Origin of the sequence: Streptomyces sp. NPDC053069 (genome assembly GCF_044546895.1) — a bacterium.
GTDB lineage: Bacteria > Actinomycetota > Actinomycetes > Streptomycetales > Streptomycetaceae > Streptomyces.
Map to the genome: position 1 here is coordinate 38,530 of NZ_JBITZN010000019.1, position 26,941 is coordinate 65,470.

The 26,941-nt window shown below is 73.2% G+C and carries 23 protein-coding genes and 1 pseudogene; 12 read left to right on the top strand and 12 right to left on the bottom strand.

The annotated features are described in order from the left end of the window. Positions 1–7: 7 nt before the first annotated feature. On the bottom strand, positions 8–1,360 hold the full coding sequence (locus ACIGXP_RS34050; RefSeq protein WP_399774998.1) for a VWA domain-containing protein: 1,353 nt from the start codon (positions 1,358–1,360) through the stop codon (positions 8–10). After that, entirely contained in the window at positions 1,357–2,214 is an 858-nt protein-coding gene (locus ACIGXP_RS34055) for an AAA family ATPase (RefSeq protein WP_399775001.1), read from the bottom strand. The genes ACIGXP_RS34050 and ACIGXP_RS34055 overlap by 4 nt, the downstream gene beginning before the upstream one ends. 159 nt (positions 2,215–2,373) lie before the next feature. Here ACIGXP_RS34055 and ACIGXP_RS34060 point away from each other — a divergent pair, with 159 nt between their 5' ends. The 3 genes from ACIGXP_RS34060 to ACIGXP_RS34070 all read left to right on the top strand — a co-directional run bounded on the left by ACIGXP_RS34060 (position 2,374) and on the right by ACIGXP_RS34070 (position 4,935). After that, the gene (locus ACIGXP_RS34060; RefSeq protein ID WP_399775004.1) at positions 2,374–3,117 is read left to right on the top strand and encodes an ABC transporter permease; all 744 of its coding nucleotides are present in this window, start codon (positions 2,374–2,376) and stop codon (positions 3,115–3,117) included. Positions 3,118–3,145: 28 nt separating this feature from the next. Next, positions 3,146–3,817 carry an ABC transporter permease gene (locus ACIGXP_RS34065; RefSeq protein ID WP_399775007.1) on the top strand — a complete coding sequence of 224 codons (672 nt, stop codon included), beginning with the start codon at positions 3,146–3,148 and terminating at the stop codon, positions 3,815–3,817. 62 nt (positions 3,818–3,879) lie between these two features. Next, positions 3,880–4,935, top strand: a complete 1,056-nt coding sequence (locus ACIGXP_RS34070; protein ID WP_399775010.1) for an ABC transporter substrate-binding protein — start codon at positions 3,880–3,882, stop codon at positions 4,933–4,935. Here the strand turns inward: ACIGXP_RS34070 and ACIGXP_RS34075 are convergent. The 4 genes from ACIGXP_RS34075 to ACIGXP_RS34090 form a co-directional block, all read right to left on the bottom strand. Beyond that, positions 4,832–5,986: a betaine/proline/choline family ABC transporter ATP-binding protein gene (locus tag ACIGXP_RS34075; protein WP_399775012.1), complete on the bottom strand. Its 1,155-nt coding sequence runs from the start codon at positions 5,984–5,986 to the stop codon at positions 4,832–4,834. The two genes, ACIGXP_RS34070 and ACIGXP_RS34075, sit on opposite strands and share 104 nt — an antisense overlap. 147 nt (positions 5,987–6,133) lie before the next feature. Next, positions 6,134–6,775 (bottom strand): lactate utilization protein C, encoded by a 642-nt coding sequence (locus ACIGXP_RS34080; protein WP_399775014.1) that lies wholly within the window; start codon positions 6,773–6,775, stop codon positions 6,134–6,136. Then, positions 6,772–8,250, bottom strand: coding sequence for a LutB/LldF family L-lactate oxidation iron-sulfur protein (locus ACIGXP_RS34085; RefSeq protein ID WP_399775017.1), 1,479 nt, complete (start codon positions 8,248–8,250; stop codon positions 6,772–6,774). Before ACIGXP_RS34085 ends, ACIGXP_RS34080 begins: the two co-directional genes overlap by 4 nt. Further along, positions 8,247–9,002 carry a (Fe-S)-binding protein gene (locus tag ACIGXP_RS34090; protein WP_399775019.1) on the bottom strand — a complete coding sequence of 252 codons (756 nt, stop codon included), beginning with the start codon at positions 9,000–9,002 and terminating at the stop codon, positions 8,247–8,249. Before ACIGXP_RS34090 ends, ACIGXP_RS34085 begins: the two co-directional genes overlap by 4 nt. A 209-nt stretch (positions 9,003–9,211) precedes the next feature. Between ACIGXP_RS34090 and ACIGXP_RS34095 the strand changes: the two are divergent. From ACIGXP_RS34095 to ACIGXP_RS34110, 4 genes and pseudogenes are all read left to right on the top strand, one after another. Beyond that, positions 9,212–9,704 (top strand): annotated as a pseudogene (locus tag ACIGXP_RS34095) (LacI family transcriptional regulator); the annotation flags it as partial. Between the two features lie 125 nt (positions 9,705–9,829). Further along, positions 9,830–11,131 (top strand): alpha/beta fold hydrolase, encoded by a 1,302-nt coding sequence (locus ACIGXP_RS34100; RefSeq protein ID WP_363219371.1) that lies wholly within the window; start codon positions 9,830–9,832, stop codon positions 11,129–11,131. A 191-nt stretch (positions 11,132–11,322) separates the two neighbouring features. Further along, positions 11,323–12,066: a PIG-L deacetylase family protein gene (locus ACIGXP_RS34105; RefSeq protein ID WP_399775021.1), complete on the top strand. Its 744-nt coding sequence runs from the start codon at positions 11,323–11,325 to the stop codon at positions 12,064–12,066. Between the two features lie 648 nt (positions 12,067–12,714). Then, entirely contained in the window at positions 12,715–13,584 is an 870-nt protein-coding gene (locus tag ACIGXP_RS34110) for a pentapeptide repeat-containing protein (protein WP_399775023.1), read from the top strand. Here ACIGXP_RS34110 and ACIGXP_RS34115 read toward each other — a convergent pair. Further along, positions 13,546–15,126, bottom strand: a complete 1,581-nt coding sequence (locus ACIGXP_RS34115; RefSeq protein WP_399775025.1) for a cytochrome P450 — start codon at positions 15,124–15,126, stop codon at positions 13,546–13,548. The two genes, ACIGXP_RS34110 and ACIGXP_RS34115, sit on opposite strands and share 39 nt — an antisense overlap. 119 nt (positions 15,127–15,245) lie before the next feature. On the opposite strand from ACIGXP_RS34115, the gene ACIGXP_RS34120 reads away from it, so the two are divergent. Next, positions 15,246–15,851, top strand: coding sequence for a TetR/AcrR family transcriptional regulator (locus ACIGXP_RS34120; protein WP_399775027.1), 606 nt, complete (start codon positions 15,246–15,248; stop codon positions 15,849–15,851). 80 nt (positions 15,852–15,931) lie between these two features. Next, entirely contained in the window at positions 15,932–16,672 is a 741-nt protein-coding gene (locus ACIGXP_RS34125; protein WP_399775029.1) for a DUF2470 domain-containing protein, read from the top strand. A gap of 146 nt (positions 16,673–16,818) precedes the next feature. Here ACIGXP_RS34125 and ACIGXP_RS34130 read toward each other — a convergent pair whose 3' ends face one another. The 3 genes from ACIGXP_RS34130 to ACIGXP_RS34140 form a co-directional block, all read right to left on the bottom strand. Next, positions 16,819–18,051 carry a lactonase family protein gene (locus ACIGXP_RS34130; RefSeq protein ID WP_399775031.1) on the bottom strand — a complete coding sequence of 411 codons (1,233 nt, stop codon included), beginning with the start codon at positions 18,049–18,051 and terminating at the stop codon, positions 16,819–16,821. Positions 18,052–18,163: 112 nt separating this feature from the next. Continuing rightward, the gene (locus tag ACIGXP_RS34135) at positions 18,164–19,264 is read right to left on the bottom strand and encodes a hypothetical protein (RefSeq protein ID WP_399775033.1); all 1,101 of its coding nucleotides are present in this window, start codon (positions 19,262–19,264) and stop codon (positions 18,164–18,166) included. A 69-nt stretch (positions 19,265–19,333) separates the two neighbouring features. Further along, positions 19,334–20,587, bottom strand: a complete 1,254-nt coding sequence (locus ACIGXP_RS34140; protein WP_399775035.1) for an aromatic acid exporter family protein — start codon at positions 20,585–20,587, stop codon at positions 19,334–19,336. 165 nt (positions 20,588–20,752) lie between these two features. On the opposite strand from ACIGXP_RS34140, the gene ACIGXP_RS34145 reads away from it, so the two are divergent. Beyond that, positions 20,753–21,361 (top strand): TIGR03086 family metal-binding protein, encoded by a 609-nt coding sequence (locus ACIGXP_RS34145; protein ID WP_363219584.1) that lies wholly within the window; start codon positions 20,753–20,755, stop codon positions 21,359–21,361. A 387-nt stretch (positions 21,362–21,748) separates the two neighbouring features. Continuing rightward, complete coding sequence (locus ACIGXP_RS34150) at positions 21,749–21,970, top strand: hypothetical protein (RefSeq protein WP_399775038.1); 222 nt, start codon at positions 21,749–21,751, stop codon at positions 21,968–21,970. Between the two features lie 74 nt (positions 21,971–22,044). Here ACIGXP_RS34150 and ACIGXP_RS34155 read toward each other — a convergent pair whose 3' ends face one another. Next, positions 22,045–22,539 (bottom strand): FBP domain-containing protein, encoded by a 495-nt coding sequence (locus tag ACIGXP_RS34155; protein WP_399775040.1) that lies wholly within the window; start codon positions 22,537–22,539, stop codon positions 22,045–22,047. Between the two features lie 227 nt (positions 22,540–22,766). Then, positions 22,767–23,408 carry a PAS domain S-box protein gene (locus ACIGXP_RS34160; protein ID WP_399775042.1) on the bottom strand — a complete coding sequence of 214 codons (642 nt, stop codon included), beginning with the start codon at positions 23,406–23,408 and terminating at the stop codon, positions 22,767–22,769. Between the two features lie 249 nt (positions 23,409–23,657). On the opposite strand from ACIGXP_RS34160, the gene ACIGXP_RS34165 reads away from it, so the two are divergent. After that, a complete protein-coding gene (locus ACIGXP_RS34165; RefSeq protein WP_399775044.1) occupies positions 23,658–26,876 on the top strand; it encodes a cytochrome P450 in 3,219 nt (1,072 codons plus the stop codon). Positions 26,877–26,941: the final 65 nt, after the last annotated feature.

Consider the following 26,941-nt stretch of genomic DNA (forward strand, 5'->3'; position numbering starts at 1 on the left):
CAGTCGATCACACCGGCAGCAGGCGGGCGATCAGCGCGCTGAGCTGGCGGGCCGTACGGCACTCGTGCATCTCGACCAGGTCGGCGTAGGCGGGCGCGGCCGAGTCGCCGGTGCCCCACTGAGCACTCGGCTCGGGGTTCAGCCAGTACACGCGGCGAGCCCGCCGGGCGACCTCGCGTACGGCGGCCAGGTTCGGGTCGCTCATGTTCGTCCGGGCGTCCCCGAGGACGAACACGGTCGTACGCGGGCCGACCGCGCCGCCGTACCGCTCGGTGAACTCGCCCAGCGCCACGCCGTAGTCGCTGCTGCCGTGCCAGCCGGTCAGCGTGGCCTCGGCGCGGATCCGGGCGCTCAGTCCGTCGGGGTCGGCGCGGCCGTGGCCGAGCAGGCCGGTCACCTCGTCGAGCCGGTTGACGAAGGCGAACACCCGGACCTTGCTGAACTGGTCGTGCAGCGCCTGCACCAGCAGCATCGTGAAGTCCGAGAAGCCGGACACCGAGCCGGACACATCGCAGAGCAGCACCAGTTCGGGGCGGACCGGGCGGCGCCGGCGCAGCACCGGCCGCATCGGCACGCCGCCCGTGGACAGCGAGGAGCGCAGGGTGCGGCGCAGGTCGACGGTACCGCGCGCGGCCCGGCGGCGGCGTGCGGCCAGCCGGGTGGCGAGCTTGCGTGCCAGCGGCTGCACCGCCCGGCGCAGTTCGGCCAGTTGGTCCCGGTTCGCGAACAGGAAGTCCACCCGGTCGGCGGTCGGTACGACACCGCGCCGGGCGATCTCGTCCCGCCCGCGCCGCTCGGCGACCCGGCGGCGGGCCTCCGCCCCGACCATCCGCCGGAAGGCCTCGATCCGGCGCCGGATCTCGTCGTCCAGCAACCGGTCCGCGAAGCCTGCGCCGCTCCCCTCGCGGCCCCGGACATCGGCCCGCACCCGGGCCAACAGCGTTTGCGGGCGCAGCCGGTCCAGGGTCTGGTACGCCGAGAAGCCGTCCGAGCCGGGCGAACTGCCGTATCCTCCCCAGCCGTCGACCGCCTCCGCCGCCAATCGGGCCATCTGCGCACGGTCGTCGGCCGCCAGCGCCTGCGCCAGGCGGTCGCGCAGCGCCTCACGGTCCCCGGATTCCCCGTCCGGACCGCCGACCCCGCGCGGGAAGTACAGGTCGAAGACCGGGTCGAACACCGCCCGCTGCCCGGGGCCGTGCAACAGCGTCGCGGCCAGCCCCTCGCGCAGCCGCTCCCGATCGGCCAGCCCCAGCGCCTCCACCGCGCGGGCCGCGTCCAGCGTCTCGCCCGTGCCGATCCGCACCCCGTGCGCGCGCAGCGCCCCGACCAGCCCGGTGATCCGCTCGGCGACCGCGCTCACAGCGCGTCCAGGTCGAGCTTCGCCGCCGCCGTCTGTATGTCGTCCTGGTGCTTGAGGATCACCCCGAGACTGTCCCGTACGACCGTCTCGTCCAGCGTGTCGGCGCCCAGGGCCAGCAGGGTGCGCGCCCAGTCGATGGTCTCGGCGACGGACGGCGCCTTGCGCAGGTCCATCGCGCGCAGCGCCCCGACCACCCGGACCACCGACTCGGCCAGCGCCGCGCCGAGGCCCGGCACCTTCAGCCGTACGATCCGCCGCTCCAGCTCCTCTTCGGGGAAGCCGATGTGCAGGAACAGGCAGCGGCGGCGCAGTGCCTCGGACAGCTCCCGGCCGGCGTTGGAGGTGAGGACGACGAACGGGCGGCGGTTCGCGGTGACCGTGCCCAGCTCCGGGACGGTGATCTGGAAGTCGCTGAGCACCTCCAGCAGCAGGCCCTCCATCTCGACGTCGGCCTTGTCGGTCTCGTCGATCAGCAGCACGGTCGGCTCGTCGCCGCGGATGGCGGTGAGCAGCGGGCGGGGGAGCAGGAACTCCTCGCTGAAGATGTCGGTGCGGGTCTCGTCCCAGCTCTCGTCGCGGCCGGCGCTGATCCGCAGCAGCTGCTTGGCGTGGTTCCACTCGTACAGCGCCCGGGACTCGTCCACGCCTTCGTAGCACTGCAGCCGCACCAGCCGTGCCCCGGACACCTGGGCGACGGCCTTGGCCAGCTCGGTCTTGCCGACCCCGGCCGGGCCCTCCACCAGCAGCGGCTTGCCCAGCCGGTCGGCGAGGAACACGGTCGTGGCGACGGCGGGCGAGGCGAGGTAGCCGGTCTCGGCGAGGCGGGCGGAGACGTCGTCGACGGACGTGAACAACGGGGGCCTCCGGCGGGTCGGGAGCGGGGTCCGGTGCCCATATCTAAGCGCTTGTTCAGCGCTCTTGTCACCCGGAGCCCCAGCGGGGGCCGGCGGCCTCCCCCCATGTGGGCCAGCGCAACGCGCCGATCCGCTCGTCCACCCGGTCCAATGAAAACCGTGACCGCGCCTTTGGACGACTGCCTCGCGCGCAACGAGTGGATCTGCGGCGCCTATCTGAGCACCCGCCGTCAGATCCTCCTCGACGCGGTCGTGCAGCACCTTCAGCTGACCGTCCTGTCGGTCCTGATCGGCCTGGTCATCGCCATGCCGCTCGCCGTGCTGGCGCGCCGCTGGAGCTGGGCGGCCGGCCCGGTCCTCGCCGCGACGACGATCCTCTACACCATCCCGTCACTCGCCATGTTCTCCCTGCTCCTGCCCCTGTACGGGCTCTCGGCCACCCTCGTCGTCGCCGGGCTCGTGCTGTACTCGCTCACCCTGCTCGTCCGGAACATCCTCGCCGGCCTGCGCGCGGTCCCCGAGGAGACCCGACAGGCCGCGCGCGGCCTCGGCTACGGCCCGATCCGCCTGCTGCTCACCGTGGAACTGCCCCTCGCCCTGCCCGCCGCGATGGCCGGCCTGCGCATTGCCACCGTCTCGGCGGTCTCCCTGGTCACGGTCGGCGCGATCGTCGGGTTCGGCGGCCTCGGCAACCTCATCTACGCCGGGATGAACACCTACTTCAAGGCCCAGGTCCTCACCGCGTCCGTGCTCTGTGTGCTGATCGCCGTCGCCGCCGACCTGCTCCTGCTGGGCGTGCAGTGGCTGATCACGCCGTGGGCCAGGACGGGCCGCGCACGCGTGCCTCCGCGGCGAGGGCGGGTGCCCATGAGGGCCACCGGGGCGAAGGCGGGCCGCTCATGAGGACCACCGGGGCGACGGCGGGCCGCGCATGAGCACGCTCACCGCGACCTGGGACTGGCTCGCCGACTCCGCGCACTGGTCCGGCGACGACGGCATCCGGCACCGGCTGCTCCAGCACCTAGTGCTCACCGTGGTCTGCCTGCTGCTCAGCTGCCTGATCGCGCTGCCCGTCGCCCTGGTCCTCGGCCACCTCGGCAAGGGCGGCGCGCTCGCCGTCAACATCTCCAACGTCGGCCGGGCCGTGCCCACCTTCGCCGTCCTGGTCCTGCTGCTCCTGACGCCGGTCGGCAGGTGGGGCGAGGGGCCCACGGTGGTGGCGCTGGTGCTGTTCGCCGTTCCACCGCTGCTCACCAACGCCTATGTCGGGATGCGCGAGGTCGACCGGGGGATCGTCCAGGCGGCCCGGGGCATGGGGATGACCGGACAGCAGATGCTGCTGCGTGTGGAGCTGCCCCTCGCGCTGCCCATGATCCTCAACGGGGTACGGATCGCCGCCGTCCAGCTGGTCGCCACCGCCACCATCGCCGCGCTCGCAGGGGGCGGCGGCCTCGGCCGGATCATCACCGCCGGCTTCAACCTCGCCAGCACGCCCCAGGTGGTCGCGGGCGCCCTGCTCGTCGCGGTCTTCGCACTGGTGGTCGAGGGCATGTTCGAGCTCGCCGAGAGACTGGCGCCGGTGCGGGCGAGGGGCGCCCGATGACCGGCCCGGGCAGGAGCCGGCGGCGGCCGGCCGGCAGCGTCCCCGCAGGCCGCGAACAGCCCATGAGGAGAGCCCTCGCTGTGGTCTCCCTCCTCGCCCTCACCGCCTGCTCCACCGGCCCCTCCCTGGAGAACCGTGGTCGGGTCACCGTGCCGCCCGGGGACCGTCACCACCTGACCATCGGCTCGGCCGGCTTCACCGAGAGCGACCTGCTCGCCCAGATGTATGCGCAGTTGCTGAACCAGGCGGGGTACACGACCTCGATCCTCACGGTCGCCAACCGGGAGCTGTACGAACCGGCGCTGGAGTCCGGCCAGATCGACGTCGTACCCGAGTACGCGGCCACCTTCGCCGACTGGCTGAACGCCAAGACCCACGGCGCCGACGCGAAGCCGGTCGGCTCACCCGACCTCACCGCCACCATGAAGGCGCTGCGCACGCTCGCCACGCCCCGCGGGCTCACCGTCCTCCCGCCCGGCCGGGCCGTCGACCAGAACGCCTTCGCGGTCAGCGCCGCCTACGCCCGCGAGCACCACCTCAAGACCCTCAGCGACCTCGGTGCCGCGAAGCTGAAGGTACGGCTCGCCGCCGGTGACGAATGCGTACAACGGCCGTACTGCGAGCCGGGGCTGAAGAAGGTGTACGGCATCGGCATCACCGGCGTCGATCCCAAGGGCGTCGGCACCACACAGGCCAAGCGGGCCGTGCAGGACGGCAGGGACCAGATGGTGCTGACCACCACCACGGACGCCACGCTGGACTCCTTCGGCCTGGTCCTGCTCGCCGACGACAGACATCTGCAGAACGCCGACTACGTGGTCCCGGTCGTCAACCGTTCCCGGGCCGGCAGCGACCGCGTGGCCAAGGCGCTCGGCAGGCTCAACGACGTTCTCACGACCAAGGACCTGGCACAGCTGAACCAGCAGGTCGACAGCCGGCGCCGGCTGCCCGCCGACGTCACCCGGACCTACCTCAAAGAAAAGGGCCTGCTCACACAGGCTGAAACAGCAGGCGTCACGCGTCCGCCACCGAGTCGAACGGCACCTGCCCCCGCGTCACGCCGCGCGCATCCGCGTCCACCGAGCGGCGCAGCGCCTCGTGCAGCTTCGCCGGGGTGAGCACGCCGAGGAAACGTGCGCCGTCCAGCACCGCGACCCACCCGGCGTCGTGCTGGAGCATCACCCCGAACGCCTGCTTCAGCGGCGCGCCCACCGGCACCCACGCGGTCATCCGATGGGCCAGATCCCCGACGCTGCCGCCCGCCGCCAGTTCCTCGATGCCGGCCCAGCCGTGCAGATCACCGTGCCCGTCGAGGACCACTGTCCACCGCGCGCCCTGGGCCCGCAGCCGCTCGACGGCGCGTTCGGCGGGCTCGTCCAGCCGGGCCACGGGCGGCTGTTCCAGGTCGTCCGGCTCGATCGCGGTGACCGACAGCCGCTTCAACCCCCGGTCCGCGCCCACAAAACCGGCGACGTACGCAGTCGCGGGCGCTCCGAGCACCGCGCCCGGCGTGTCGAACTGCTCGATGCGGCCCTGTCCGTAGACGGCGATGCGGTCGCCGAGCCGGACGGCCTCCTCAATGTCGTGCGTGACCAGCAGCACCGTCTTGCGCACGGCGGCCTGCATACGCAGGAACTCGTCCTGCAGCTGCTCCCGCACGACCGGGTCGACCGCACCGAACGGCTCGTCCATCAGCAGCACCGGCGGATCCGCCGCGAGCGCCCGCGCCACCCCCACCCGCTGCCGCTGCCCGCCGGACAACTGCTCCGGGTAGCGCCGACCGTACGTCTTCGGGTCCAGCCCCACCAGGTCCAGCAGTTCGGCGGCCCGCGCCCGTGCCTCCGCACGCCTCCAGCCGAGCAGCGCGGGCACGGTCGCGGTGTTGTCCAGGACGGTGCGGTGCGGGAAGAGGCCCACCTGCTGGATGACGTAGCCGATACGGCGGCGCAGCCGCACGGGGTCGACGCCGGCGATGTCCTCGCCGTCGACGAGGATCCGGCCGGAGGTCGGCTCGATGAGCCGGTTGACCATCATCATGGTCGTCGTCTTGCCGCAGCCCGACGGGCCGACGAGCGTGACCAGCTCTCCCTCGGCCACCTCGAAGGAGAGGTCGTCCACGGCCGTCGTACCGTCCGGATACCGCTTGGTGACATGCTCGAACCGGATCATTCCCTCACGCTAACGGCGCCCCTGCCGGCATGCTCTCCGACCGAGTGAAACGAATCAAACGACCGACCGAACGGCCGAAGGGATGACGGCGACCGCGTACCGCATCCGCGTGACCACCGCGCCGGCCGCCGTCGGAGGGGCACCGGGTCAGCTCAGCAGGACCACGTCCAGCTTCCGCGGTCCGTGCACGCCCTCCACCCGGTCCAGCTCGATGTCGCTGGTGGCCGAGGGACCGGAGATCCAGGTCAACGGTCGTGCGGGAGCGAGGCGTTCAAGAGCCTGGGGGACCGAGGAGACCACCTGGCCGGGTACGCGCACGACACAGATGTGGTGGTCCGGGATGAGCGAGATACGGCGCCGCCCCTGGTCGGGGGAGCCGTCCAGGACGATCGTGCCGGTCTCGGCGATCGCCAGGGCACACCCCGTCACCACGCTGTCCACCCGGTCCAGCCGCTGCGGCGTGTCCGCCGCCCGGTCGGGGATCCGCACCGGGTCCGCGGCGGCCATCCACTCCGGTGGCAGTCCGGGCGGCACCAGCACCTCCTGCGCGCCCTGCTCGGCCAGCAGCCGCATGATGAGCAGGGGCAGTTCCTCCGCGTCGGCGCGGTGCACGATCGCCCGGTAGTCCGCCAGGTTCTCGGCCAGCAACTCCACCGTCTGCTCCGTCGTGAGCTCCCCGTGCACGCGCAGATAGTCCCGGGGCACCGCTTCCCCGTACGGCCGCTCGTCCGGTGTCACATCGGCGAGTGCCCGCCGCACCCGGCCCAGGATCCTGTCCCTGCTGCTCACTTGGTGCCGTCCTCTCCGCCGCGCGTGCGCTGCCACCAGTCCCGGAACGGCTCCGCCGGCACGGCCGGCAGGTCCCGGGTGCCGCTCCACGCCTTCCCCGGGCCCGGCAGGGTACGAGGGTGCAGCCGGCGGGTGCGGGAGGCGAGCCGCTGACCGGCACGCAGGGCGCCGGGGTGGGCGAACGCCCAGCGTGCCGCGCGCATCGCCGCCCGCTCGGCCGCGTGCCCCTTGGCCGGTTTCAGCACCACCTTGTTGCCCTGCCGCACCGCCGGGCCGCCCGCCACGACCCGCTCGCGCAGATGCACCAGCACCTCGGGGATGTCGATGGCGACCGGGCACACCTCGTAGCAGGCCCCGCACAGACTCGACGCGTACGGCAGTGAAGCGTCGATCTCGCTTGTGGTGCCGCGGAGTTGGGGGCTGAGGATCGCGCCGATCGGGCCGGGATAGACCGAGCCGTAGGCGTGGCCGCCCGCCCGCTCGTACACCGGGCACACATTCAGGCAGGCCGAGCAGCGGATGCAGCGCAGGGCCTGGCGGCCCACCTGGTCGGCGAGGGCGTCGGTGCGGCCGTTGTCGAGCAGCACCAGGTGGAAGGTCCGTGGCCCGTCCTCGTCCGTCGTGCCGGTCCACATGCTCGTGTACGGGTTCATGCGCTCGGCAGTGGAGGAGCGGGGGAGGGTCTGCAGGAAGACCTCCAGATCCCGCCAGGTGGGCACGATCTTCTCGATGCCGACGACCGAGATCAGCGTCTCCGGGAGGGTCAGACACATCCGGCCGTTGCCCTCGGACTCGACGACCACCAGGGTGCCGGTCTCGGCGACCATGAAGTTGGCGCCCGAGACACCGACCTTGGCCCGCAGGAACTTCTCCCGCAGATGCAGCCGGGCCGCCTCGGCGAGCTCTGCGGGAGTGTCGGTCAGCCCCTCGGGGGCCGGGCGGCCCCACGCGCCCATCTCGGAGCGGAAGATGTCCCGGATCTCCCCCCGGTTCCGGTGGATGGCCGGCACCAGGATGTGCGAGGGCCGGTCCTTGCCCAGCTGCACGATCAGCTCGGCGAGATCGGTCTCGTAGGCGCGGATGCCCTCTTCGAGAAGGGCCTCGTTGAGCCCGATCTCCTGGGTGGCCATCGACTTGACCTTGACGACCTCCGACTCTCCGGTCGCCTTCACCAGGTCCGCGACGATCCGGTTGGCCTCGCCGGCGTCCGCCGCCCAGTGGACCGTACCGCCCGCCGCGGTGACCGACTCCTCCAGCTGCTCCAGATAACGGTCGAGATGGCGCAGCGTGTGGTCCTTGATCCGGCGGCCCGCCTCGCGCAGCGCCGCCCAGTCGTCCAACTCGGCGACCGCGCGGGCGCGTTTGGCGCGGATGGTGTGCGTGGCGTGGCGCAGATTGCCGCGCAGGGTGGGGTTGTGGACGGCTTCGTGCGCGGCCTTCGGAAAGGCCGGCATGCCGACGAACGTTCCGCTCATGCCGCCGGTTCCTCCTCCGTGCTCGCCAGGATCTCCGCGATGTGCACCGGCCGCATGTCCGTCCGCAGCCGGCTCATCGTGCCGCCGATGTGCATCAGACACGAGTTGTCGGCCGCGCACAGCACCTGAGCGCCGGTCGACTCGGCGTTGCGCACCTTGTCCGCGCCCATCGCCGCCGACACCTCGGCGTTCTTCAGCGCGAAGGTCCCGCCGAAGCCGCAGCACTCCTCGGCACCGGGCAGCTCGACCAGTTCCAGCCCCTTGACGGCCTGGAGGAGCCGGTGCGGCCGGTCGCCCAGCCCCAGGCCGCGCAGCCCGTGGCAGGTCGGGTGATAGGTGACCGTGTGGGGGTAGTAGGCGCCCACATCCGTCACGCCCAGCACGTCCACCAGGAACTCCGTCAGCTCGTACGTCTTCGGCACCACCGGCGCCAGGGTCCGCGCGAGCCAGTCCCCGCGCCCCTCGGCCCTGGCCCGCTCGCCCATCCGGGGATACAGCTCCCGCACCATCGCCCCGCAGGACCCGGATGGGGTCACGATCGCCTCGTACTCGCGGAAGACATCGGAGAAGTGCCGGGCCAGCGGCTCGGCCTCGTGCCGGTAACCGGTGGTGTAGTGCGCCTGTCCGCAGCAGCTCTGGCCCATCGGGAAATCGACGTCGACGCCCAGCCGGGTCAGCAGTTTCACCACGGCGCGGCCGGTGTCCGGATAGAGCGTGTCGTTGACACAGGTCAGGAACAGGGCGACACGCATCACGGCTCCTCGGGGTCGGTCATCGGACGAGTGCAGGGTAGTGGGCGGACACCGCCGCGGAGGAGACGGCCTCGCCGGGGCAGACACCCTCACCGTGTGGCGAGCCGTGCCCCGGCCTCCCGCCACCGGGCAGCGTCGTCCTCCTTGCCAAGAACCGCCCGTGATGCTCAATCCTCCCTCCGCCGCACCAGTGCCGCCCTCGCCGCCGGTTGGACGTGGCGCGGGGTGCCGAGCGGAGGGCCCGCGAGGCGGGGCTAGGGGGTGATGGTGTGCAACAGCGCGCGGAACGCCGCGGAGGAGGCCGAGTACCTGGCGCTCTTCGCCGAGCAGCGGGTGCGGGGCGTGCTGCTCACCCCGGCCGACGCCACCGGCCGCAACATCGAGACCTTCCGCCGGCACGACATCCCGTTCGTGCTGGTCGACCGGGTCGCCGAGGGCACCACCGAGTGCTCGGTGTCCGTGGACGACGTGGCCGGCGGCGCGCTCGCGGTCCGGTACCCGGTGGACGCCGGGCACCGCTCCCTCGCCCATGTCAGCGGACCGCCCGGGTTCCATCAGGCCTGGGACCGCCGTACCGGCGCCCTGATCGCCCTGGCGGAGGCCGGGCTCGGCCCCGACGCGCTGCGCGAGCTGCCCACCGAACGCCTCGACGTGGCCGCCGGCCGGGACGCGGGCGCCCGTCTGCTGGGCCTCGCCGCACGCTGAGCCGTACGGCGGCCGTGAGCTGACCGGTAGTTCAGTAACAATCCATGATCCCGGGGGTCGGCGTGGGACCGGTCCTTGTGCTGAACTGGGATGCGTCCGTCCCATCCGTCCCGGGAGACCCGTTGAGCCTCAGCTACCGCCAGCCCGGCGTCGTCCTCACCGACCGCCGCTTCACCGTGCCCCTCGACCACGCCGAACCCGACGGCGAGACGATCGAGCTGTACGCCCGCGAGGCGGTCGCGAGCGACAAGGCCGGCCAGGAGCTGCCGTGGCTGCTGTACCTCCAGGGCGGCCCCGGCTTCGGAGCGAATCGTTTCGTCGGACGTCAGGCCTGGCTCGACCGAGCCCTGAAGGACTACCGCGTCCTCCTCCTCGACCAGCGCGGCACCGGCAGCTCCACACCCGCCACCCGGCAGACGCTCCCGCTGCGCGGCGGCCCCGCCGAGCAGGCCGACTACCTCACCCGGTTCCGCGCCGACTCCATCGTCCGGGACTGCGAGGCCATCCGCCCCGAGGTCACCGGCGGCGCCCCGTGGACGGTGCTCGGCCAGAGCTTCGGCGGCTTCTGCACGGTGTCGTACCTCTCCCTCGCCCCAGAGGGCCTCGCCACCGCCGTCATCACCGGCGGCCTGCCCTCCCTGCACGCCCACGCCGACGACGTCTACCGCGCGGCCTACCCGCGCATCGAACGCAAGGCCACCGCGCACTACGCCCGCTACCCGCAGGACGTGGAACGGGTCCGCCGGATCGCCGACCACCTCCTCACCCACGACGTGGTCCTCCCGAACGGGTACCGGTTCACCGTCGAGGCCTTCCAGTCCCTCGGCCTGATGCTCGGCACGAGCGACGGCAGCCACCGGCTGCACCACCTCCTGGAGCACGCCTTTGTGCGCACGCCCGGCGGCCCGGAGCTGTCGGACGCCTTCCAGGAGCAGGCCCAGGCCCTGCTGTCGTACGCCGCACACCCCCTCTACGCGCTCGTCCACGAGTCGATCTACGGCCAGGACACCCGCCCCACCGCCTGGGCCGCCGAGCGGGTCCGCGCCGAGTTCCCGCAGTTCGACGCGGCCAAGGCGCTCGCCGGCGACACACCGGTCCTCTTCACCGGCGAGACCATCCACCCCTGGATGTTCGAGACCGACCCGGCGCTGCGCCCGCTGCGCGAGACGGCCGACCTCCTCGCCGCCCGCACCGACTGGCAGCCGCTGTACGACCCCGCCCGCCTCGCCGCCAACGACGTCCCGGTCGCCGCCGCGATCTACCACGACGACATGTACGTCGACACCGCACACTCCCTCCAGACCGCCCGCGCCGTCCGCGGCCTGCGCACCTGGGTCACCGACGAGTACGAACACGACGGCCTGCGCGCGGGCGCACCGCGGGTGCTGGACCGGTTGCTGGCGCTGGCGCGCGACGAGGTGTGAAGCGCGGGGCATGGGCAGCGCCGCGAAGGGGCGGGGCCCGGTCTGATGTGGGGCTACCGCCATGTGGCTGATGTGGGGTTACCGCCATGTGGGCGCGACCGGCCACAGCGGCGCAGCAGACGCCCGACAGCCCATCGCGACACCTGCCCACCGCGGTCGGCTCTCCCGGCGGAGCGCATAGTCTGCGGTCCATGACCGAGGCGAAGAACACCCAACTCCAGCCCATGCCCGACGATTGGCAGCGCGCCCTGGCCGTGGTGGCCCACCCCGACGACCTCGAATACGGATGTTCCGCGGCCATCGCGGCCTGGACCGACGCCGGCCGAGAGGTCACCTATGTGCTGGCGACCCGTGGCGAGGCGGGCATAGACACCCTGCACCCCGCCACCTGCGGCCCGCTGCGCGAGCGCGAGCAGCGGGCCAGCGCCGGCGTCGTCGGCGTCACCACGGTGGAGTTCCTCGGCCACCGGGACGGAGTGATCGAGTACGGCCCCGCGCTGCGCCGGGACATCGCCGCCGCCATCCGCCGCCACCGCCCCGAACTCGTCCTCACCCTCAACCACCGCGACACCTGGGGCGGTTCCGCCTGGAACACCCCCGACCACGTGGCCGTCGGCCGGGCCACCCTGGACGCCGTCGCGGACGCGGGCAACCGCTGGATCTTCCCGGAACTCACCGAGCAGGGCCTCGAACCCTTCAACGGCGTCCGCTGGATCGCCATCGCCGGCTCCAGCAGCCCCACCCACGCCGTCGACGCCACACCCGGCCTGGAGCGGGCGGTGGCTTCACTGCTCGAACACCGCACCTACATCGAGGCGTTGACCGACCAGGACCCCGAGACCTACGTCCGCGACTTCCTCACCACACAGACCACCGCCCTCGCCGAACGCTTCGGCGGCACACCGGCGGTGGCCTTCGAGGTGTTCGACCACTGACCCGTCCCGGGGCCGCGCCGAGTCGAGCCTCCCCGCACGGCGGGCTTGGTGCTGTGGGCGGACGAAAGGGCAGGCTCATGGGTCACTTTGTGGGGCAGATGGCCGTTCGCAGGCTCGACCGCGCGGACGCCGCACAGGCGAACGCCCCCGCACCGTCCGCGGTCCGGGCAGCGGCAGTTCCGCGAGGAGACCGACCGGCTGGAGCGCCTCGCCGAGCCGGCGCAACAGGTCGTCAGGTACCGGGCACCGGGGCGGCGAACCGGCCCGTGCTGCACGGCTTCAGCACGGCCCGCGTGGCACGCCCCGCCGACCGGCGGTCCGGACTGGAGGTCGCCGGCACCTGCCGGCCGTGCGTCGGTGCCGTTGAGCACCTGCCCGCCGCTGCGGGGACTTCCCGCGTGCCGGGGCCCCGGCCGGTGCTCGCCGGCTTCGGGTCCATGGCGAGTGGTGCACGCCGGGGTCCCGGCCGTCCCCGTGCCGGTCACGGCGGACCAGCCGTCCAGCACCGTCGCCGCGCCCGCAGCGGCGCAGGTGGCCGGAGAGGACGGCGCCGGCCGGGGCAGGGACGGCCGCCGAGCCGCTCGCGCAGCCCTGACCTGCGTGATCCCGCAGGATCAGGGAGGTGGCTGCCCCGGTAGGCTGTCCCTCATGCCAGACCAGATAGCGGGCCTTCCGGAGCTGCGCGGGGACTGCGCGCGCTGCTTCGGGCTGTGCTGCGTCGCCCTGCCCTTCGCCGCGTCCGCCGACTTCGCGCTGGACAAGCCCGCCGGGAAGCCGTGCCCGAACCTCCAGGGCGACCACCGCTGCGGCATCCATGCCGACCTGCGGAAGAAGGGGTTCACCGGCTGCACGGTCTACGACTGCTTCGGCGCCGGACAGAAGGTCTCGCAGGTCACCTTCGGCGGCCGGGACTGGCGTACCGGCTCGAAGGAGCACGCCCGCGAGATGTTCGACGTGTTCCCGGTCGTACGGCAGCTGCACGAGCTGCTGTGGTACCTGACCGAGGCGCTCGGCCTGCCCGCCGCCCGCCCGGTCCATCCGGAGCTGCGCCGGGCGCTGGAGGAGACCGAGCGGCTGACCCGGCTGACCCCGGAGGAACTGGCCGCGCTGGACGTGGCCGCACACCGCCAGCAGGTCAACGTGCTGCTCCTGCGCACCAGCGAGCTGGCCCGGGCCCAAGTCGCCGACGCGAAGAGCGGCAAGAAGGGCAAGGGGAACGGGAAGGGCAAGGGCAGGGATCGCCGGGGCGCGGACCTCGTCGGGGCCCGGCTCCGGGGCGCCGACCTGCGCGGTGCCAGCCTGCGCGGCGCCTACCTCATCGCCGCCGACCTCACCGGCGCCGATCTGCGCGACGCGGACATGATCGGCGCGGATCTCCGGGACGCCGACCTGTCCGACGCGGATCTCACCGGCGCGTTCTTCCTGACTCAGCCGCAGCTCAACGCGGCCCGCGGGAACACCGGCACCCGTCTGCCGGCGTCAGTCACCCGGCCCGCGCACTGGACAACGGGGCGCTGACGGGTTCGTCGTGGCCGGTCGCGCCCCCGCGGCAGTGACCGCATTTCCCACACCGCCCCGCGCTTCTTCGGGGCACTGCTCCCCAGCCCCGCCCAGCGGCACCGCTCGCCGTCGCTCCAGCCCCAGCCGCAGCCCCTCCGGCATCACCGTCAGGCGTTCGGTGACGGTCAGCCGGTAGGCGGGGTCGGCCGACAGGTCGTAGCGGCGCAGCAGCAGGCCGAGGACCAGGGTCGCCTCGTGCAGGGCGAACTGGCGGCCGATGCAGGCCCGCGCGCCGGTGCCGAAGGGCTTGAAGGAGTGCGGGGGACGGGACCGTACGGCCGCCGCTTCGAAGCGGTCCGGGTCGAAGCGTTCGGCGTCCTCGCCCCACACCTCCGGGTCGCGGTGCAGCATCGGGGTGAGGACGAGCGCCCAGGCACCCCGGAGCATCGGGTGCTCGTCGGCGAGGACCGTGTCCCGGCGGGCTTCACGGGCGAAGGCCGGCGCGGTCGGCCACAGCCGCAGCGACTCGTCCAGCACCCGGCGGACGTAACGCAGCTTGGCGATCCGGTCGTAGGCGGGCTCCTCGGTGTCGCCCCAGACGCGGTCCACCTCGGCGCGGGCCCGGGCGGCGACCTCGGGGTGCCGGGCGAGGTAGTACAGGGCGAAGGAGAGCGCGCCCGAGGTGGTCTCGTGGCCCGCGACCAGGAACGTGATCACCTGCTTGCGGACGTTCTCCGCCGACAGCCTCTCACCGGTCTGCGGGTGTGCCGTCTCCAGCATCCGGTCCAGCAGGTCACCGTCTGCGCGGCCGGAGCGACGACGCGCCGCGACCAGGTCGTCGACCGTGCGGTTGAGGTAGGCCATGTCGGCGGCGTTGCGCCGGGCGGCGGCGCGCAGCAGCAGCGGGGCCAGCGGCGTGGGCACGCTGTTCAGACGCTGGGCGTAGGTGAGCGTGCCGACCATCGCGGTGACGAAGGGGTGCGGCCGGGCCCGTTCGAAGGAGCCGAAGTCATGCCCGAAGCCGGTGCGTGCGATGGTCTCCAGGGTCAGTTTGGTCATGTCGCCGGGCACGTCCACCGTACGGCCGGCCGCCGCCTCGCGGTCCCAGTGGCCGGTCAGGCGCTGTGCGACCGCCAGCATCATGCCGTGATACCCCTCCATGGCCTCCCGGCTGAACCCGGGCGCCAGGACGTCGTGCGCCAGCTGCCAGTTGGACTCGTGGTTGTAGGCGGTGAACAGGCCGTCCCCGGCGAGGGGCCGGAGATTGGCCACCCCCAGCCCGACGTGCTTGGCGAACCGGGACTCGTCGGCCAGGTCGGCGGCCGGCCGCGAGCCCCACACGAACACGAACTCCTTGCCGAAGGCCCGCCGCCGGAAGATGGGCCCCAGCTCGCGCGCGAAGCGCATGGAGTCCTGCACCGGCCTGCGCCGGTCGGCGCCCAGCACATCGCCGAGCAGTGGCACCCGGCGTGGCGGATGCGGAATGCGGTGCAGTTCGGGCCAGCCCTGTTCGGCGCTCCGGAAGCCCCTCGGCAGTCCCGTCTCCGTCGTCTCCGCCATGACGCCGATCTCCCTTGATCCAGCGGATGTTGATTCTGTGACACGCGTGTTGTACGTGGGTTCAATAACGCGTTTCAGTGTGGGCCGCTTGTTGAATCCGCGTCAAGTAAAGTGACGCCATGCCCGCGAACCAGGGGGAGCGTGCCCGGCGCCGACTCAGCACCGAGGAGCGTCGTGAGCAGCTGCTGTCGGTCGGCGCGAAGCTGTTCTCGGAGAGTCCGTACGACGACGTGTGGATCGAGCAGGTCGCCGAGATCGCCGGGGTTTCCCGCGGGCTGCTGTACCACTACTTCCCGACCAAGCGGGACTTCTTCGCGGCGGTCGTGGAGCGCGAGAGCGGGCGGATGCTGCGCATGACGGCGGCCGTGCCGGGTGTGCCGGTACGCGAGCAGCTCGCCGCCGGCCTCGACACCTACCTCACCTACGTCCAGGCACATGCGCACGGATTCCGTGCCTTCCACCGCGCGGACGCGGCCGGCGACCAGGCCGTACGCCGGGTGTACCAGCGGGCCCTGGCAGCTCAGGAGCAGCAGATCCTCGCCGCACTCGCCGCCGATCCCGAGTTCGGGCCCGTCTTCGAGAGTGCCCCGCAGGTGCGCCTGGCCGTGCGTGGCTGGCTCGCCTTCACCACGGCCGTGTGCCTGGAGTGGCTGCGCGACGGCGAGTTGACCCGTGAGCAGGTGCGCGACCTGTGCGCGCGGGCGCTGCTGGGTGTCATCGCCTGACTCCCTCTCGTCGAGGGCAGTGGTTGGCGCGCGCCTCGATCTTCGGTAAGTTAGGCAAGGCTTACCTAAGGAGGTCTGGGATGGGTGACACGCAGGACTGGACGGCCGCCCCCGGCGCGGCGGAACGGGCACGGTCGGTGCTGGCCGCCGCCTGGTCGTGCGCGGTGACCGCGGACGGCGCCCGCGAGGAGTACGTCGGCGCGCACACCGTGACCGACGACGGCGCCGTGCGGCTGACGGTGCCCGACGACAGTGCCCTGCTGACCGCGGCCATCTGCGCCCCGCGCCAGGAACCCTCCGCCGTGCTGGAGTTCGCCGACGTGGCGCCCGTACCGGTGCGGGGCCGGATCCGGGCCCGGCTGTACCTGGCCGGCTGGTTCGCCCCGGACCGCGGCACTTTGCTCTTCCGTCCCACGCGAGTGGTGCTGCGGCAGTCCTCCGGGGCCGTGGTGGTCGACCTCGACGAGTACGCCACCGCCCGGCCCGACCCGCTCGCCGGGGCCGAGGCCCGGCTCCTCACCCACCTCGCCGACGCCCACCCGGACGCGGTCGAGCGGCTGACCCGCCTCGTACGGCCGGAAAGCCTGCACGCCGCGACCCGCGTGCTGCCGCTCGCCGTCGACCGGCACGGACTGACCCTGCGCATCGAGCGCACCCGCACCCACGGCGACGTACGGCTGCCCTTCCACACGCCCGCCGACGACGTCGCCCAGCTCACCGAGCGCATGCACGCCCTGCTGGCCCAGGCTGCTGCCGCCGCCTGCCCCAGGGCGCGAGGGCCTGTCCGGCGGGTCACGCCGCAGGGAGGCGGCGGTGCCTGATCGGCCGGCCCGAGCGGGGTCGGGAGGCGTGCAGCCGCAAGGCGGAAGAGGGCGTCGACGCGATGGGGTGCCCGCGCGCGAGCAGAGCCGAACGTGGGGGAGTGCGTGCCGGACCTCCTTCTGCGGCATGATCCGCCGGACAGGCCCTACAGCGGCAGCGCGCAGACGGCGACGGGTGAGGCGAACGGCTCACCGGCCGACCGGAGTCCGCCGCCTTCCCGGTCCACGTGGAAGACGGTGACCGTACCCGAGCGCTGGTTCGCCGCGAACAGCAGCCCGCCGTCCGGCGAGAGGGCGATCTGCCGGGGGAAGTCCCCGCCCACCGGCACCGTACCGAGCAGCCGCAGCCGGCCGCCGTCGGCCTCGATCGCGTACCGGGCGAGGCTGTTGTGCCCTCGGTTCGCCAGGAACGCATACCTGCCGTCCGCCGTCACCACGAACTGGGCCGGGTAGTTGGTGCCGCCGTCCGAGCCCGTCGGCTGAGGCTCGCCGATCGTCAGCCGGCCGGACGCGGGGTCGTAGGGACAGACGGCGACCGTGTCGTCCACCTCGTTGGCCAGATAGGCGTACCGGCCGCCCGGATGGAAGGTCAGATGGCGCGGTCCGGCGCCGGGTCGCGTGTGCGCCTGCGCCACCTCCGTCAGGGTGCCCTTCGCCTGGTCGAGGCGGTAGCTGTAGACGGTGTCGGTGCCGAGGTCGACCGCGAGGACATGACCGCCGTCCGGGCTGGTGAGGAACTGGTGCGCGTGCGGCCCCTGCTGTCCCGGACCTGGTGGCGGAGCCGAGTGCGTGACCAGGTCGGTGCGCTCGCCGAGGGCGCCCGATGCGTCGACCGGATGCACGGCGACACTGCCCGAACCGTAGTTGGCGCTCAGCAGCCAGCGTCCGGAGGGATGCACCGACAGATGACAGGGGCCCGAGCCGCCCGTACTCCGGGCGCCGAGGATCCGCCGGTCCGCGAGGCGTACCGCCGTCACACCGCCGTCCTCCCGCTCGTCCACCGCGTACAGCGTGCGCCCGTCCGGGTGCACGGCGAGATACGACGGGTCGGGGACGCCGTTGAGCGTGCCGGAACCGGTGATCCGGCCGGTCGACGGGTCGTAGGCGGTCAGCGCGATGCCCGTGCCGCCGCCGTCGGCCGAGGTGTACGTGCCCACGTACAGCGGGCGCGGCCCGGACGGCCTGCGGGCAGGAGGGGCGGTCCCCGGCTCCTCCGCCGCTGCCGGGGGGCCGGCCGGCGGGGCCGCCGGGGACGGCGCCGCGACGACAGCCGCCGCGCCCGCCGCGACCCCGACGAACCGGCGCCGGCTCCAGCCGCCCCCGGACTCCCGCCCGCGCGGAGGAAATCCCCGTCGCGCCGCCCGCGCCTGCCTGCCCATGCCGCACCTCAGGTCCTCGGTTGCCCCGCTCGTGACAGCAACCTTGGCCCGAACCCGCCACCAACGGCAAGACAGGCAACAGGCGTTGCGCACAGTGCAATGGACGGCCGGTTCACCACTCCCCGTTCTCGACCGGCTTGCCCGGCGGGTCCTTCAGCGGGGTGACCTGGCCCGCGGACGGCGGCTGCCAGGGATCCAGGTCGTCCCCCAGCCAGTCGCCGACGGGCTTGACCCCCTCCAGGGTGTCGGCGGGGGCGAGATCCTCGGCGTCGGCGTCGTAGTAGTCGTACCAGGGCAGTCCCGCGCGCGTGTACGCCGCCCGGTCCACCGGGGACGGCGGGGGCGCCTCGCCGGTGATGCGCCGCCACTCCGGCGGCGTGACCAGGTGCACGAACACCCGCCCGGCGGGCTCCTCGGACCAGTCCGACAGCGGCCGTTCGTCCTGGTAGACCTCCTGCCGCATCGAGCCGCCGACGCCGAGGCCCATGGCCGCGGCGCGCCGGGGTGCCGCACCGGCGGCCGGCGGCGGGGCCCCACCGGGCGCGGCCGGCATCGGCGGGGCGCCGCCCGGGGCGGACGCCATCATCGGCATCGCCGGCCCGCCGTACCCGCCCGCCGGCCCGGCGGACAGGGTCCTGCGGCGCGCCTCCTCCCGCTCCCGCTCCCGCTCGCGGCGCCGCCACTCGGCGAGCACCGGCTCCTTCAGCGGGAACGACTGCAGCTGCACCCCTCCCCACACCTCCTCGCCGGTGACCTGCCCCTCCACCGTCGCGCCGAGACCCAGCGGCACGGCGACGAACTGGCGGACGGTCCCCTTGCCGGAGTTGATGCCGTCCAGCCAGGGCTGGCGGGGCAGCACCACGTAGTTCTGCGGATCCCGGGCGAGACGGTCGCTCCAGGGCCGGCCGGACACCGCGCACACCTTGCCGACCCCGACCTGGAGCGCGGCCGGCTCCCTCGTGCCGGAGAAGCTCAGCCACATCGCCTCGCGCAGATACACCGGCAGCATCACTCCGCCGCGCGCCCGCCACTCGTCCGGGACGGTGTCGGCGTAGTCCGCGACCCGCCGGACCGGGAACTCGCCCAGGCCCGGCGGCAGCGGATGCGTGCCCGTCTCCGGCAGCCGCAGCGTGCGGACGAACCGCACCGCCACCCCGCCCGGCAGCCGCAGTGTGTTCCCGTCGATCCGCACCCCGGAACCGGAACCGGCCATCCGTCGCCCCCTTCGCCTCGCGCACCGGCCCGCCCGGCACTTCCCGCCGGGCCCCGCCCGGCGGCTTCCTCACGGATAACGTTCGCCGAACCCCGTACGGTTCCGCCACAGCTCCTCCTGCACCCCGAGCCGCTCGCGCAGCCGGGACATCCGCGGCAGCTTCGCCCGCTGCCCGCGGGAGACCCGGTCCAGCTCCTCGAACAGGCGCCGGGTGCGGTGCTCGGTGTTCAGCTCGTCGATGATCCGGGTCGTCTCGGTCAGCACGGCCCCGAGCAGCTGCCAGTTGGTCCAGTCCTTGCCGACCTCCTCCCGCAGCAGCTCGGCGAGCCGGTCCCGGGTGCCGGCCGCCATGTGCAGCTCGGCCGACAGACGGGCCTCCGCGGACTCGGCGTTCTCGCTGAGATGGGTGGTGACCAGGACCCCGAAGCTGACCACCGCGTCCGCGATCTCCGACAGCAGCTGCTCCACGGTCACCCCGACCCGGGGCGGGAAGAGGTCCTCGGCGCCGCGGGCCTTGGCCAGGTCGGTGAAGGACCGGGCCAGCACCCGCAGGACCACCGTGCAGATCTCGAGCGTGTCGAGGCCGGTGCGCAGCACCACCCGGTGCAGCAGCCCCTCCTTGACGCGCGGATTGAGCCGCAGGCTGTCCTCGGCCTGCCGCAGCGAGGCGTCCACGTGGGCGATGTGCTGGTCCAGCCGGCGCGCCTCGTGCAGCCGTTCGGCCGCCCGCTCCCAGGGGATCCGCCCGGCGGCCTCCTCACCCATCCGCAGCATCAGCTGCCGTATCCGGCGCGCCAGGTCCTCCATCGAGCGGCCCGCCTCGTCCACCCACACCGGAGGCGGGAGCAGCAGGTTGCAGGCCGTCCCGACGACCGCGCCGATCAGCGTCTCCACGATCCGCGCCCACGCGGTGAACCCGACGGTGGTCACGCCGAGCACCAGCATGGCGCTGATCGCCACCTCGGCCACGTACTCGTCGACCCGCACCAGGTGCCCGACCGCCAGCGAGGCCACGATCAGCAGCGCGAGGCTCCACCACGTCAGCCCCACCAGCACGCTGAAGGCGATCGCGACCAGCACCCCTGCCACCACCGAGTTCACCCGCCGGATGCCGTTGGTGAGGGTGGCGTAGAAGGTCACCTGAACGACCAGCAGCGCGGTCAGCGGGGCGGTCAGCGGGGCCGGCTCGGGGCTGAGCCGCAGCGCGACGACGTAGGCGATCGTCGCCGCCGTCGCCGATCGGAGCGTCTGGACGACCACCGGCTGCCGGCGGCGCTCCAGCAGGCGCAGGAGTCCCGTGGTCCACTTGCGTACGTCGTGCATCCCTTGGCCTGTTCCCCTTCCGTGGCTGGGACGAACGTGCTTCGATCGCGGACTGTAGGTGTCCGCAAGGGTTCGTACAGTGAGTTCGGCGGTGAGAGGCCGCCGGACGGAGAAGCCGTCGAGAGGCCGTCGAGAGGCCGTCGAGAGGCCACGGAAGGGGTCGGCATGGGGGAGCTCCGGGGTGCCTGGAAGCCCGCGGGCGTCGAACTGCTCCAGCAGGCGCACGCCTATCTGCGCGAGGTGGTCGCCGAGGTACCGGAGGAGGCCTGGGGCAGGCCGACGCCGTGCTCCGAGTGGACGGTGCGGCAGGTGCTGAACCACGCGCGGATCGACCAGCACGCGTACGGTCTTGCGCTGGTCGCCGAGCGGCCCGGCGAGGACTCGTTCCAGCCGGCCGACGCCCTCCACGGCGATCCGGTGGCCGAGCTGGACAAGGTCCTGGGTGCCGTGGCCGACGCCTATGCGCAGCTGCCCGCCGACGCCGAGTCCGTGCCGACGCCGCTGGGGCCGCTGCCCCTGCCGCTGGCCGCCGGTGCGGGTGCGCTGGACGCCGCCGTGCACGCCTGGGACATCGCCGTCGCCACGGGGCAGAACCGGCCGCTCGCACCAGCGCTGGCCGCGGGCCTGCGACCGGCCGCCGACCACCTGGTCCCACGGCTGCGCGACTACGGCGTCTTCGCACCGCCCCTCGCCTCCGACGGTCCCCAGGACGAGGCGGCGGCCCTGCTCGCCTTCCTCGGCCGCAACCCGCAGTGGACGCCCGAGGCTCCCTGACCACGCGGGCGTCGGGCAGCCCTGGGCGGCGACGGGGTGGGCCCCGCGGCTGGGCAACCTCTGTGCCGGTCCGAGCGACGGCTGACGGTTCCTGATCGTGCGGGCCCTGGGGAGGCCTGTGGAGCGGGACCCTGGGCTCGGCGAGGCCACGCAGTTCGCACGAGTTCTTCGCCCTCAAGGACTGGGTGCTCCGCCATCCGGTCGAGAAGAAAGCACCGGGCGGCGTCTGTCGCACAAGGTCACCGGCTATGTGGCCCGCACCCACCCCGAGGCCTCCACCGAGCTCGCCGAGCTGTACCGGGGACTGCGGCCGGCCGTGGCCGCGGGCCCCTGCGTCGAGCCGGCAGCAAGGTGCTGCTGTCCGCGCACGACGCCCATGTCGGGTGCGTGCCGCAGCAGCCCGCCCGGTACCCGAAGGTGCAGGGCGCCTTCCTGCGCGACCGCCTCGGTACCGGTTGTGTGAGCGTGGGCCTGACCTGCGGCCGGGGTGGACCTGCGCACGCTCCGCTCGCCCGCACGCGGTCGGCTGGAGCGGGCCCGGCCGACCCGCAGCATCGGCACCGCCTGTCCCGACGGCCCCCGGGACATCGCACTCGCTCGCAGCCATGACGTGCTGATCCACCTTCACCCGTCGCCGCAGTACTCCATGGAGCACCAGCCGCTGAAGAGGGGATGCGGGGCTGTCAGGTGTAGAGCTTGTCGATGAACGCGGAGAGATTGCCCGTCATGCGGGTGATCTGCTCCTCCATCGTCAGGCTCTCCTCGAACCGGGCGCCGGACTCCGGCACCTTCCTGCCCCGCACATACAGGGAACACGCGAGGTCGGTGCACATGTACAGGCCGACCGAGTTGCCCTCGCGGCCCGCCGGTCCCGCTTTGCGTGCCGCCATCAGGGAGACTCCGCCACCGGGGTGCGTAGTGAGGCACACCGAGCACATGCTGCGGTGCAGGAACCCGCGTTGGGCTGCCTGGAAGCGGAAGGCGACGCCGACGAGCCGGCCGTCCCGTTCGGTGACCAGATAGCTGCGGTCGGGCGCGCCCGGATCCCGCCAGCCGAGGAAGTCCAGGTCGGGCCAAGGGCGTTCACCGAGATCCCGGGGAACCGACAGCCGCTTGGCCTCCCCCTTGGAGCAGTTGACAAAGGAGTTGCGGATGTCCTGCTCGGTGAGCGATCTCATGGGGAGGCCTTTCGTGTTCATCGCCGTAACCTAGGGGGTCTAGGTTCGCGGCTAGTGTAGGAAGCCAAGGGGAGGGTGTGCCAATGGATTTCGAGCAGGGACTGGCCCGCTTCGGCGCCCCCGAGAGCGCAGGAACGGTCCGCCCCACCTCACTCCCATCCGCCCCACCCCTATCCGACCAGGCCCGAAGTCTTCGTGGCGGACTGTCCCGAGGCGGTCGGTGGGCCTCACTTCGTGTCCGTCGGTCTGGGTTCCGGTGGCCATGCACCGGGCGTGAGGACGCCCAACGCGTAGGCGCGGGCGACCAGTTCGGTGCGGTTGGCGGCGTTCCAGCGGGCCGAGAGGCGGCGTAGGTGGTACGTGACGCCGTCCTTGCTGAGGCCCAGTTCGCGGGCGGCGCCGGCCGTGGTGGCGCCGCCCGCCAGCAGCGCCAGCACCCGGCCCTCCACCGGCGTGACCCGCGCCGGCTCCGGCTCGGCCGGTGCGCACTCGCCCCGCACCCGCAGCATCACCAGCAGGGTTGGTGTCTCGTCCACGCTGTCGCTGACCGGGTCCGCCGTCAGCTCCCCGAACCGCTCGGCCCCGCCGGACGCCCGCCAGCGCACCGACACCTGGTAGCGCGAGCGGTGCCGCAGCCGTAGCGCCTCCGCGATCCGCTCCACCTGCGTGGCCTCCTGCGGCCGGAACAGTTCCAGCACGTCTTGGCCCCGCAACCGCCCCGGCGTCGTACCGCACTCCGCCGCCATCGCGGGGTTGGCCAGCATCACCCGGCCGTACACATCGCACACCGCGACCGGCACCGCCAGCCGGTCGAAGAGCGTCAGCGCGCGGTTGCGCCACACGACCCCGTCGGCCCGCCCCGCATCCACACCTACCTCCCGATGTGCCGAGCCAGCCCCCTCATCCAAGACGCAGGGCCAGGTCAGCGGCAAATCAGTGGCCCGCCGGCGCGTGTCGTCGAGCTCCTGGTCCGACGTCGGCGCAAGCCCCGTGACCGATTTTTGACTGCGCGATCGTGTAGTGCGGTGGCACGTGCACAGCGCGCCGCTCGACCACCCTGGAACGCAGTACTCGGTTACCGCGAGTACCCCGTTACCGCGAAAGGCAGTTGTCGCGCCATGCCCCCCACCGCAGTGCACCCCGACCCGGCCGGTACCCTGCCCGGCGTCCCCGTCGCCGACATCACCGCCACCGGTCCCGGCCGCACCCCCCTGCAGCAGGTCATGGGCCTGATGCGTACCCACGGCCCGGTGCTGGTGCGCCGACTGCACGGCCGGGACGTGCTGTTCGTCGCCGACGCCGACCTGGTCGCGGACCTCGCCGACGAGGAGCGGTTCGCCAAGCACGTCGGGCCCGCGCTGGAGAACGTGCGTGAATTCACCGCCGACGGCCTGTTCACGGCGTACAACGACGAGCCCAACTGGGCCAAGGCGCACGACATCCTGATGCCCGCCTTCGCGCTCGGCTCGATGCGCACCTACCACCCGGTCATGCTCAAGGTGGCCCGCCGGCTCATCGGCTCCTGGGACCGCGCGGCGCGCGACGGGCGCCCCGTCGACGTGCCCGACGACATGACCCGCATGACCCTCGACACCATCGGGCTCGCCGGGTTCGGCTATGACTTCCGCTCCTTCGAACGCAGCGAACCGCACCCCTTCGTGGAGTCGATGGTCCGCTGCCTGGAGTGGAGCATGAACCAGCTGGCCCGCACCCCGGGCCAGGACCACTCCGCGGCCGACGCGGCCTTCCGGGCGGACGCCGGCTACCTCGCCCAGGTCGTGGACGACGTCATCGCCGCCCGCACCGGCACCGACCAGAGCGGCGCCGAGGACCTGCTCGGGCTGATGCTCAGCGCCCCGCACCCCGCCGACGGCACCACCCTGGACGCCGCCAACATCCGCAACCAGGTCATCACCTTCCTGATCGCCGGCCACGAGACGACCTCCGGCGCGATGTCCTTCGCCCTGTACTACCTCGCCAAGCACCCCGCCGTGCTCCGGCTGGTGCAGCGTGAGGCCGACGCGCTGTGGGGCGACTCGGCCGACCCCGAGCCGTCGTACGACGACATCGGCCGGCTCACCTACACCCGTCAGGTCCTCAACGAGGCGCTCAGGCTGTGGCCGACGGCCGCCGCGTTCAGCCGGCACGCCCGCGAGGACACCGTCCTCGGCGGCCGGATCCCGCTCGCCGCCGGCCAGGCCGTCACCGTGCTCACCCCGATGCTGCACCGGCAGCCCGTGTGGGGCGACAACCCGGAGCTGTTCGACCCCGAGCGGTTCGCCGCGGAGGCCGAAGCCGCCCGCCCGGTGCACGCCTTCAAGCCCTTCGGCACCGGCGAACGCGCCTGCATCGGGCGGCAGTTCGCGCTGCACGAGGCGACCATGCTGCTCGCCATGCTGGTGCACCGCTACCGGCTGCACGACCACGCCGGCTACCGGCTCACCGTCAAGGAGACCCTCACCCTCAAGCCCGAAGGGTTCACCCTCACGCTCACCCCGCGCACCCCCGCCGACCGCGTCCACGCCCCGCTGCCCGGCACCCTCCCCGCGCAGGCCGACCGGACGGCCGCCCCGGACACGCTCCCGGCCCGGGTCCGTCCCGGCACGAGCGTCCTCTTCCTGCACGGCAGCAACTACGGCACCTGCCGCGCCTTCGCCGCCCAGCTCGCCGACGAGGCCGCCGCCGTGGGCTGCGCCACCGAGGTCGCCGCCCTGGACGCGTACGCGGACGGACTGCCCACCGACCGGGCCGTCGTCATCACCGCCGCCTCCTACAACGGCCGCCCCACCGACGACGCCGGCGCCTTCACCGCATGGCTCGACGGCACCCCCGACCTGGCCGGCGTCACCTACGCCGTCCTCGGCGTCGGCGACCGCAACTGGGCCGCCACCTACCAGCACGTCCCCACCCGCATCGACGCCCGCCTCGCCGAACTCGGCGCCACCCGCCTGACCGACCGCGCCGCGGCCGACGCCTCCGGTGATCTCACCGGCACCGTGCGGCAGTTCACGGCCCGGCTGCGCACCGCCCTCCTGACCGAGTACGGCGACCCAAACGCCGCGCACGGCACCGCGGCCGAGGAGCCCGCCCACGCCTACGAGGTGCGCACGCTGAGCGGCGGCCCGCTGGACGCCCTCGCCGAGCGGCACGAACTGGTCCCGATGACCGTGACCGAGGCGTACGACCTGACCGCGCCGGACCACCCGCGCACCAAGCGGTTCCTGCGCATCGCGCTGCCCGAGGGCGTCACCTACCGCACCGCCGACCATCTGACCGTACTGCCGGCCAACGCCCCGGACCTGGTGGACCGCGCCGTCGCCGCCTTCGGCCTCGACCCCGACGCCGTCCTGGACCTCCGCCCCACCCGCCCGCGGCACGACGGCCTCGCCGTGGACCGCCCGCTCACCGTCCGGCAACTCCTCACCCATCACGTCGAGTTGCAGGAGCGGCCGACCGCCCGGCAGGCGGCCCTGCTCGCCGAGGCCAACCCCTGCCCGCCCGAGCGCGCCGCCCTCGCCGCCCTGGCCGGTGACGATCCGCGCACGCTGGTGGAGCTGGCCGAGGACCACCCCGCCCTGCGCGGCGCGCTGGACTGGCCGCTCCTGCTCGACCTGCTGACCCCGCTGCGGCCCCGCCACTACTCGGTGTCCTCCTCGCCGGCCGTCGACGCCGGCCATGTGGACCTGATGGTCTCCGTGCTCGACGCCCCCGCCCTCCCCCATGCTCGGCTGCGCTCGCGCGGGGGCAGCCCCATCGGCCGGGGCCGCTACCGGGGCACCGGCTCCGGCTACCTCGCCTCCGTCCGGCCGGGCGACACCGTGTACGCCCGCGTCCAGCCCTGCCGCGAGGCCTTCCGGATCGATGACTCGGCACCCGTGGTGATGGTCGCGGCCGGCACCGGACTCGCCCCGTTCCGCGGCGCCGTCGCCGACCGCACCGCGGCCCGCACCGCGGGCGCCGAACTCCCGCCCGCGCTGCTGTACTTCGGCTGCGACGCCCCCGACGCCGACTTCCTGCACGCCGGGGAACTGCGGGACGCGGAGGCGGCAGGCGCGGTCTCGCTGCGCCCTGCCTTCAGCGCCGCCCCCGAGAACGGTGCCGCCTTCGTGCAGCACCGCATCGCCGCCGAGGCCGGGGAGATCTGGGAGCTGCTGAACGCCGGGGCCCGGGTGTACGTCTGCGGGGACGGTGCCCGGATGGCACCGGGCGTCCGCGAGGCGTTCCGCACGCTGTACCGGGAACACGCTCCCGGCACCGACTCGGCCGACGCCGGGCAGTGGCTCGACTCGTTGATCGCGGAGGGGCGTTACGTGGAGGACGTGTACGCGGCGGGCTGAGGCGACCGACCCGCAGTCCAACGGCGAGGCCCGCGGAGCGCTCCACTTAGCTCAGATCATGAACT